9 protein-coding genes are annotated in these 8656 nt (G+C 40.7%); 3 read left to right on the top strand and 6 right to left on the bottom strand.

Annotated elements, in window-relative coordinates:
- Window positions 1-37: 37 nt before the first annotated feature.
- Together PQG45_RS05935 and PQG45_RS05930 are read right to left on the bottom strand one after the other, a co-directional pair.
- Window positions 38-1264: an S-adenosylmethionine:tRNA ribosyltransferase-isomerase gene (locus PQG45_RS05935; protein WP_315577435.1), complete on the bottom strand. Its 1227-nt coding sequence runs from the start codon at window positions 1262-1264 to the stop codon at window positions 38-40.
- Window positions 1261-1773: a hypothetical protein gene (locus PQG45_RS05930; RefSeq protein ID WP_315577436.1), complete on the bottom strand. Its 513-nt coding sequence runs from the start codon at window positions 1771-1773 to the stop codon at window positions 1261-1263. The genes PQG45_RS05935 and PQG45_RS05930 overlap by 4 nt, the downstream gene beginning before the upstream one ends.
- Before the next feature lie 131 nt (window positions 1774-1904).
- On the opposite strand from PQG45_RS05930, the gene PQG45_RS05925 reads away from it, so the two are divergent.
- Together PQG45_RS05925 and PQG45_RS05920 are read left to right on the top strand one after the other, a co-directional pair.
- Window positions 1905-2456, top strand: coding sequence for a cob(I)yrinic acid a,c-diamide adenosyltransferase (locus PQG45_RS05925; RefSeq protein WP_315577437.1), 552 nt, complete (start codon window positions 1905-1907; stop codon window positions 2454-2456).
- A 14-nt stretch (window positions 2457-2470) separates the two neighbouring features.
- Entirely contained in the window at window positions 2471-3523 is a 1053-nt protein-coding gene (locus PQG45_RS05920; protein ID WP_316070453.1) for a branched-chain amino acid aminotransferase, read from the top strand.
- On the opposite strand, the gene PQG45_RS05915 is transcribed toward PQG45_RS05920, so the two are convergent.
- The 4 genes from PQG45_RS05915 to PQG45_RS05900 form a co-directional block, all read right to left on the bottom strand.
- Complete coding sequence (locus tag PQG45_RS05915) at window positions 3520-4083, bottom strand: hypothetical protein (protein WP_315577439.1); 564 nt, start codon at window positions 4081-4083, stop codon at window positions 3520-3522. The genes PQG45_RS05920 and PQG45_RS05915 overlap by 4 nt on opposite strands.
- Window positions 4084-4272: 189 nt before the next feature.
- Window positions 4273-5649: a BamA/TamA family outer membrane protein gene (locus tag PQG45_RS05910; protein ID WP_316070452.1), complete on the bottom strand. Its 1377-nt coding sequence runs from the start codon at window positions 5647-5649 to the stop codon at window positions 4273-4275.
- Between the two features lie 39 nt (window positions 5650-5688).
- Complete coding sequence (locus PQG45_RS05905) at window positions 5689-7347, bottom strand: AMP-binding protein (protein ID WP_315577441.1); 1659 nt, start codon at window positions 7345-7347, stop codon at window positions 5689-5691.
- Window positions 7348-7360: 13 nt separating this feature from the next.
- Window positions 7361-8098, bottom strand: coding sequence for a biotin--[acetyl-CoA-carboxylase] ligase (locus PQG45_RS05900; RefSeq protein WP_315577442.1), 738 nt, complete (start codon window positions 8096-8098; stop codon window positions 7361-7363).
- Window positions 8099-8247: 149 nt separating this feature from the next.
- On the opposite strand from PQG45_RS05900, the gene rsfS reads away from it, so the two are divergent.
- On the top strand, window positions 8248-8631 hold the full coding sequence (rsfS, locus tag PQG45_RS05895) for a ribosome silencing factor (RefSeq protein ID WP_315577443.1): 384 nt from the start codon (window positions 8248-8250) through the stop codon (window positions 8629-8631).
- Window positions 8632-8656: the final 25 nt, after the last annotated feature.

The raw sequence follows: 8656 nt of genomic DNA, 5'->3' as shown, positions 1-8656 counted from the left end.
TTTTTTCTTGGGCCTCAAAATTAGTGATTCTTCGGAATTATTTTTCCTTTTTGAAAAACAAACACGCATCGCCATAACTTAAAAAGCGATAGCCTTCTTGTTTGGCCTCCTCATATATGTCCTTCCAAGCATCGCCAATTAATGCAGATACTAGTACCAATAATGTCGATTTGGGTTGGTGGAAATTCGTTATCAAGGCATCGCAAAACCGAAAACGATACGTCGGCATGATGAGCAATTCCGTTTGTGCGACCCATTTTGATAGTAAGTGAGCATCCATATAGGATAAAATCGCCTGCAATGCATCCGTATTATTCACTTCGTGGCGATTATGGTAGGCGAATTCTTTTGGGATTATTAAACCTGCTTCAGGAATTGAATGACCTTCCAGTAACCATATGCCCGACCAATATAAACTCTCCAATGCCCTGAGTGCTGTTGTGCCCACAGGAATAAAAGTTCCTTGATGCTCTGTTAATTGAAGGATAAAGTCGCGTTCAAAGATTAATTGTTCCCGATGCATCGGGTGATTCCGGATTTCATCTTCTTTAACAGGTAAAAAAGTTCCGGCACCCACATGAAGTGTCAAGAAACTTTGTTGTATACCTTTTGAACTTAATTGCTCTAATACTTCTGAGGTGAAATGTAGGCTTGCTGTAGGCGCCGCAACGGCTCCGAGTTCTTTGGAAAATACAGTTTGGTAGCGATCCTGATCTGATAACTCGGTGTCCCGTTCCATATAGGGAGGGAGGGGTATTTTGCCGATTTCGTTGAGTATGCTCGCAAATGTATGTTCACTTGACCAATGAATCTGAACTTGATTTATTTCGCGATCATGCCAAGTAACCTTTAAGGCGATGGCTTCGCTATCAATTTGAATCGTCTTATGAAGAGTTTCGCCTAACTTCCAACGCTTTTTATTGCCTACCAAACATTCCCAGGTAATTTCACTACGCTGTTCCATGGCCTGCTGCGTAGCGATGTTGTCTGTCAAAGGTTTTAGCAGAAATATCTCGATGGTTGTGCCACTTTCCTTTTGGATCTGAATTCTCGCAGGAATAACCTTTGTATTATTAAAAATAAAGAGGCTATCAGTAGGAACCAAGTCAGGAAGGTGCTGAAAGCTATGGTGGCTTGTTTCTTCGTTGCTATGTACAAGAAGTCGGGATTGATCCCGCTGTTGGCTCGGAAAAAATGCGATATGAGCATCGGGTAATTCGTAATCAAACGCCTGAATCGAAATGTCGGGCATGTTCTGAATCATGCTTCTTCTGGGCTGTAAGTCGGTGATAAAAATAGTCGGATTGGAAGGTATAGTAACCAAACGAGTATCAGTATAATGCCTAATTTGGGTATGTACGTATAGTCCGCATCGTAAGTACGCTGATCATTTAATAATAGCAAGACACGGAAGACCAAAATTAAGTACGTATTGATTAGCGCTGGCAAGAAATGTAGCCAGTTGACCAATGTTGATTTAATTGTTGCATCACCTTTACTCGCGAAAACTTGGAATACTTTTCCCCAAACTTGTTCAGCAACATTTGCTACACTTTTGATTAATAATAAAGCCAATACGTTGAGTATTGTTACGATACCCGCCGCCAAATAAAAGATTTCTTCCTTGGGTAAAAATCCATCTCCCCGACCCGTTTCGCCGAAATGTACCGCCGCCGGATCTGGCAATCCGCGATATACGACTAATAAGGCAATGCCAAAGGCAACCATGGAAACAATGCGCCAAGCGCGCGAAACGAAATAATCGATTGACATAGGATTCAAAAATATCCTCAAAATTAGTTCATCCGAAGTCGATTGCCTAATCTTTCTTGTTTTTTGATAAATATGGGCTTTCCTTTGGATTAAAGGCCGAAAAAACTATTTTTGTTATTCTTTTACAAATTATGAAGATCTATACAAAGCAAGGTGATGGTGGGTTTACTCGGTTAGCCGATGGAAAGGGCCTGTCCAAGTCAGATTTCCGTTTGGAAGCAATCGGCGATTTGGACGAACTAAATTCTCACTTAGGTCTGCTCGTTTGTAAAGTTGACTCGGAACTTGCAAGTAAATTACAAGCAATTCAATCCAGTCTCTTTGTGTTGGGCGCACACGTTGCGAGTGATTCCAAAGAGGTATTGGGGAACATGGAATTAATTTCATTGCATGATATTGTCGCATTGGAAAATAACATTGATGCCTTAGATGCTCAATTAGCCCCGATGCGCTTTTTTATTCTTCCGGGTGGACATGAAACAATTGCCATGGCACAAATTGCTCGTACGGTTTGTCGGCGCGCTGAACGAAGTTTAATTCGTTGGGTACAAGCCACAGAACATACCGACTACGAGATTGCGATGGCATACATGAACCGATTATCTGATTACTTATTTATGGTGTGCCGTTTTTTACATCATAGCCTAGGTATACCTGAAATTCCTTGGAATTCAGGTAAATAAATAAAATAAAGCGTATGCAAATCCACATTGAACCTATCTCAAAATCTAGAATTGATCAAGTTGACTTTGATCAGTTAGCCTTTGGTCGCAGCTTTGCTGATCACATGCTTGTCGCTGAATATGCGAACGGTGCTTGGCAATCTGTCAAAATTCAACCTTATGGTCCGTTGGAATACCAGCCCGCGATGATGTCTTTGCATTACGGTCAATCCATTTTTGAGGGCATGAAAGGTTACCGTGGCAAGGATGGGAGTATTCAAGTTTTTCGCCCAGAGGAAAATTGGAAGCGTTTTAATAAATCGGCCTACCGCATGTGTATGCCCGAGGTGCCCGAAGAGATTTTCTTGGGAGGCTTACGCGAATTATTGAAATTAGATCAAGCATGGGTTCCCGCGAAAGAGGGTTGCTCATTATACATTCGTCCCTTTATGTTTGCAACGGATGAATATGTGGGAGTTACCCCTTCTACAACCTATAAATTCATCATTTTTAATTGCCCAGTTGGATCGTATTATTCAAAACCATTACGTGTTCGTGTCGAAACGGAATACATCCGTGCTGCGAAAGGTGGGGTAGGATTTGCAAAGAATGCGGGTAATTATGGGGGGTCCTTATTTGCAACGCAAAATGCAAATAAAGATGGGTATGATCAAATCATTTGGACAGACGCGGCGACGCATCAATATGTCGAGGAAGCTGGTACTATGAATTTGATGTTTGTTATTAATGGTGCATTGGTTACGGCAGCGACTGGCGATACGATACTTGATGGTGTTACTCGGAAATCCGTTATGCAAATTGCACAGGATTGGGGTATGGAGGTGCAGGAACGCCAATTAGCTGTAAAGGAATTAATTGAAGGAATTCAAAATGGATCTGTCACGGAGGCCTTTGGCGCTGGAACTGCTGCGGTGATTGCACCGATAGCCACGATTGGTTTTGAAGGAAAAGATTATGACTTGCCAGAGCGCAAAGACTCTGATTTTTCTGTTCGCGTGTACAATGAAATTAATCAAATTCGTTTAGGCGAAATTTCGGATACCCGCAACTGGGTTTGGAAAGTTTAAGACTTCGCCTTTAATATAATTTTAATACCTGGGTCCTTGGAAGAACTTACATCTTCCATCTCGACCTGGGTATTTTTATTTTGGGTCCAAGAGGTCTTCTTTCCCGTAGACTTAGATGCCCCAAATTTTACATCGAAATATTCCTTGATGCTTTTTTGTAATTCGCTTACTTGCGCATTTTCTTCCACATAAATATCCAGATCGATTTCATTCAATTTTCCTTGCTCGTTGGCCATGTAGGTAATGTCAACAAAATTGAGGTCGCTGTCATCAAAATACAACGAATAGGATTTTCCCGTTTTTGGTTGGCTTTCAGCCATTTCCACCGACTCTTTGATTTGATTAATATCGATTCCCCAAGATTTATTTCGAACGATTAAGGAGTCGCTGAGTGTCATTTGTTTAACCCATTCATGGCTTGCATTCCATGACTCCTTGATTTTAATTTGTGCGGTAGCACCACTAATTTGCGTGTTTTCTGATGAGTTCGTATCCTGGTTACATGCGCCCAAACTCATGGTAAATACAATAAATAATAGGCTTAGTGGCTTGATTTTCATACAGTCATAAATTAAAATGTCTGTTCAAAAATAAATAAATTCAAGGTGGCTTAAATCATTCTATTGAAAAATATTCTTATTTTTGGAATTAGGAATATGAATTCATGCGTTCGCGCATACCGATATTTAAGATTATTAGTGGTTAGGTATTTTAAAAAGAAGCCGGTCTATGACTGGTTTTTTTTTTGTTTAAAATTCCCGACCAATGCTGACTACCATCCCTGTTTTTCCCCCATTAATGATTGGGAAGCCTACTTTACACACAAAGTTGTAATAGGTGACAAAATCGAAGCCCAAGCCAGTTCCTGTCAACCATTTATTTGCGCTGTTTCGCGTTTCTTTGTTTGCGTTATACACATACCCAACATCTGTAAATACCGTTGGATAGATAGCAATAGGCATTTGATTGAATTGTTTGTATTTGATGTATGGTAGTTTCAATACGGTTGAAAGTAATTGGAACCGTAATGTATTTCTCCAAAGAAAATAGTTCGTTCCATCAATGACGTTTAATTCATAGCCACGGACAAGATCATTTTCGTAGCCCAGACCTTTTATGTTGGCATAGGGGATAAACCCCTCTTGGCTTATTTTGGTTTTCACTTGACTGGCTAGGAAGAACCGACTGCCTAAGTCAAAAAATAGTGCAATGGCTGCTTTTGCTTCCCAAAAATTCACTTGATCATTCGGGAGAATTCCATGTTTGGTAAAGCTGACGTCTATTTTTCGACCTCGTAAGGGATAGGTGACAAAGTCACGGAAATCATAGGAAAATCCGTACCGAACCTGGGTGTAATTTTGTTCTGTTTTCCCTTCGCCAAAATAATCAGGATTTAATTGCGCAATTTTATCTGCAATCTTGGCGTGGTTATACCTCAGTTCCAGCGTTTGAAAATCGTAAAACCTAAATCTTTTTCGGAATTGTATAGCTCCGGTCCATTTTTCGCCCAAGATTACATCACTTTCTAAGTAGGTAAGAGTGTCTTGATTTGTCTTGTAAGCCAGGTTTTTTTGCGTGCTGTAGGCGAGGCTCAACGTCATTCCCAATGTTTTTTTTGGGTCCAAATAGGGGTTTTGGTAAGATAATTCCAGTTTATCGGTAAAACCTGTTTCAGCCTTAATGACTACTTTTTCGTTTCGCCCCATGAAATTGTTGTGCAAAAAACGTAGTCCGTATATAGCTCGGTCAAAGTCATGTCCGCGTGACCACCAATCGTTCAGATTACGGTCGGCCAATTGGAATGCGGGGTAGGCTAACACATACCATTGCTCCAAGCACTCATAGTTGATGGAAAGGTTTCCGTTCGGTAATTGGTGATAATCCGATTTTACCCAAATGAACAGGTTGGTGTTCATTAATTTCCGGCGGTTGAATTCAATGCGCTCACTTAAATCTTGAACCGTTAATGAGTCACGCTCTTGGAAGTCAAGTTCCCGACGTAAAATATTTTCACGGGTCTTTTCGTTGCCCACGAAATGAATGGAATCGATGCGCATGGATTGCCCAAAGCCAACAAAGCCTCCGAGCAATAGTCCAATAAAAAGCATGAATGAATAAAAACGCATTCACTCAAGTTACAAAAAAGCCGCAGAATTCGCGTTAAACTATTCGAAAATGATTGTTGGCTTATCGTGATACCATTCCTCCATCCGAGTTTCCACATTTTTTTCAATTTGCATCCGACGGATTTTTAAGGTAGGTGTCAGGCAAGCATTTTCAACGGTCCATGGTTCCTGAAGTATAATCAGCTTTTTTAAGTATTCGTATTTTTTGAACATGGGATTAATGTCCGTTAGAAGCTGATGTAAGGATTCGGTTAATTCCTGTTTCGATAGGTTAAGAGCCTGAGGGCTTAATTGAACGAGGCCCAAGGGTTGTGGTAAATTCACGCCAACTACACAGGCAACCTCTACGTATTCATGTAATGACAAGGCATTTTCAATCGGTGCTGGTGAAACATATTGTCCTTTGGCAGTTTTGAAATTGTCTTTTACTCGACCCACAATGGATAGGTAGTTTTCAGAATCCAATTGCCCCATATCGCCCGTTTTTAGCCAAGGGCCATCAAAAAGGGCTTCTGTTTGTTCTTTATTTTTGTAGTAGCCAAGGCAGTTGTAATTCGCCTTCATTTGGATCTCACCTGTTTCAGGGTCGATGCGTGTGGTGCATTGGTCATGAACCCGACCCACTGTTCCGAGTTTTATTTTATGTCGTGGCGTTAAGCTGTTTAATCCCATGTTTTCGGTCATGCCATAAGCTTCTTGTATGTAGAGGCCGATGGTTTGAAACCAGGCAGTTAATTCCTGCGGCATTGGGGCCGCTCCAGTCACGACCATGCAGGTTTGATCTAAACCTAGGCCTTTTTGAATCTTCTTTTGAATGATTTTTTTAATCACAGGAATCGCAAGCAATAGGCTTAATTTTTTCTGACCACCAATTTTCTGTAAAATACCCTCTTTGAATTTAGCCCAAATACGTGGCACCGCGAGAAAATGGCTTGGGCGTGCATGCGCAAGGTTTTGTTGGAATGTATCTAAGTTCTCAACAAAATAAATAGTTCCACCAGCAGCAGTACAGGCAAACTCGACAAAATTACGTTCCGCGATATGACACAAGGGTAAATAAGAAATAAATCGCGTATTAGGCTTATCTAGGTAAGCAATTTTACGCGCGAGATTGAGTGCTTGAGCAATTGAGCCGTTCGTTATCATGACACCTTTGGGCACCCCTGTTGTTCCTGATGTATAAATGATGGTTGCCAATGCATCTTTTTGTGGTAATGCAGTGGCTAATTTTTTAAGCGTTGTAGTTAGGATTTCGGTCCATGCTATCCCTTTTTGACAAGGGCTATCGGGTGTGAAAATGAGCTGAATGGAATCCGGAATTCCCTTTTGGATTTCATCCCAATTGTCAAGTTTCCCTACAATCAGTATTTGGCAATCGGAATGGACTAAAACTTGATTTAATTGTTCGCTCGTCAGTGTTGCGTAAAAAGGAACTGAAACGGCACCTGCATAGGAAATGGCTAAATCGGACAGAATCCAATGGGCGCTATTTTTAGCTAAAATACCGATGTGCTTCGGCTTTTCATCTGACAATTGTTCGTTTAGGTAAGAACCTATTTGCTCAACAATCTGAAGGGATTCTTGGTAGGTGTATTCTTTGTAATTCCCCGCCTGCGGTTGTTTTAAATAGATGTTATTAGGCGTGTTGTGTGCCCAATGGATAAAGTTTTCTAGGTTGCTTTGGTAGGTTTGAATCAAGGTTTTTTTGAGGTTAATCCTTAAAAATAAAACTTAATTCTTTTATATCATAGAATTCTGTCTCGTGGTTTCGTTCAATTTCTACCAAACCTTGTTCGTTGACCTGTATTATTTTTCCCTCGAATAGTCCATTTTTATCCTCATAATGATGCCATTCTCCTTGGCGAAAAAGTTGCGTGTGGTAGGTTTCGTCGATCGACAAAAAGGATTTGTTTGTGAAATTTTCATATTGATCTTCAATCCCCCCAGAAATGCACTGATATATTTCGCTAATATCAATTGCTTGTGGGTTTTGCGTCCATTGGCGAAGAGAAGTAGCACGTAAGTTATTGAAATCTAATTGATTGATATTCAGTCCGATGCCAATGATTGAGAATGCCCATTTGCCAGCTTGAAAATTACTTTCTATGAGAATTCCTCCCAACTTTCTTCCTTCGAGGTAAATATCGTTTGGCCACTTGATTTCGAGTGGTAAACGTTCCCCTAAGGAATTGGATGCCCATTGTTGGAGACCCAATACTATCCCATTAGCAATCGCCTTACTCAAGTAAAATTGCGATGGGAGCAACTCATGATTGGGCTTGAGTAAATAGGAAACCAATAAATTTTGATTGGCTTCGGCCAGCCATTGGTTTCCTCGTTGTCCCTTTCCGGCAGTTTGGTGTCCGGCAATCCATGCAAAACCTTCATTTACATCACCTGAAATTGCTTCCTGAAAGCCATAAGCGTTCGTGGATTCACAAAGGTCCATATATTTTGAGAATTTGCCGACGAAGCGGGTGGGAGCTAGGTAATTGTTCAAATTTTCTTCGTAATTTTAGGTTTACAAGAAACAAATTTAAATTTTTATTCGTTAATCGATATGTTAACATATTCGATTATTCGATTTTAGACAAACATATGAGCAAAAGCACAAAGAAGACAGCAGTAGAGGCATCAGAACAATTAGCGCAGTGGGTGGTGAAAGGGATGCAGGAGAAGAAGGCTCAAGATATCGTTGTGATGGATATGCGCGGAGTTGCGAATGCATTTACTGATTTTTTTGTGATTGCATCAGGTACATCAGATACGCAAATCGAGGCGATTGCTGATTCGGTAGACAAGGAAGTGTGGGAGTCAGGTAAAATTCATGTACACGCGATGGAAGGTAAGGCGAATCGGGAGTGGATCTTGATGGACTATTACGATGTGATTGTGCACGTGTTTTTGAAAGATAAACGTGATTTTTTCAAATTAGAGGAGTTATGGGGTGATGCGAAGTTTACGCACATTTCAGAGGAATAATTCTCAATTCGAACTTTTTTAGGTA

It is taken from the genome of Aquirufa regiilacus (assembly GCF_032470275.1).
Lineage (GTDB): Bacteria > Bacteroidota > Bacteroidia > Cytophagales > Spirosomataceae > Aquirufa > Aquirufa regiilacus.
Note: the sequence above shows the minus strand (reverse complement) of the source record. Positions and strands in the feature narration are given on the sequence as shown.

What these genes read in the sequence shown, in the direction of transcription:
- PQG45_RS05900 (WP_315577442.1), bottom strand. Translation starts at nt 8,098, where the DNA reads ATGGACCTTTGTGAATCCACGAACGCTTATGGCTTTCAGGAAGCAATT.
- PQG45_RS05910 (WP_316070452.1), bottom strand. Translation starts at nt 5,649, where the DNA reads ATGCGTTTTTATTCATTCATGCTTTTTATTGGACTATTGCTCGGAGGC.
- PQG45_RS05920 (WP_316070453.1), top strand. Translation starts at nt 2,471, where the DNA reads ATGCAAATCCACATTGAACCTATCTCAAAATCTAGAATTGATCAAGTT.
- PQG45_RS05935 (WP_315577435.1), bottom strand. Translation starts at nt 1,264, where the DNA reads ATGATTCAGAACATGCCCGACATTTCGATTCAGGCGTTTGATTACGAA.
- PQG45_RS05925 (WP_315577437.1), top strand. Translation starts at nt 1,905, where the DNA reads ATGAAGATCTATACAAAGCAAGGTGATGGTGGGTTTACTCGGTTAGCC.
- PQG45_RS05915 (WP_315577439.1), bottom strand. Translation starts at nt 4,083, where the DNA reads ATGAAAATCAAGCCACTAAGCCTATTATTTATTGTATTTACCATGAGT.
- PQG45_RS05930 (WP_315577436.1), bottom strand. Translation starts at nt 1,773, where the DNA reads ATGTCAATCGATTATTTCGTTTCGCGCGCTTGGCGCATTGTTTCCATG.
- rsfS (WP_315577443.1), top strand. Translation starts at nt 8,248, where the DNA reads ATGAGCAAAAGCACAAAGAAGACAGCAGTAGAGGCATCAGAACAATTA.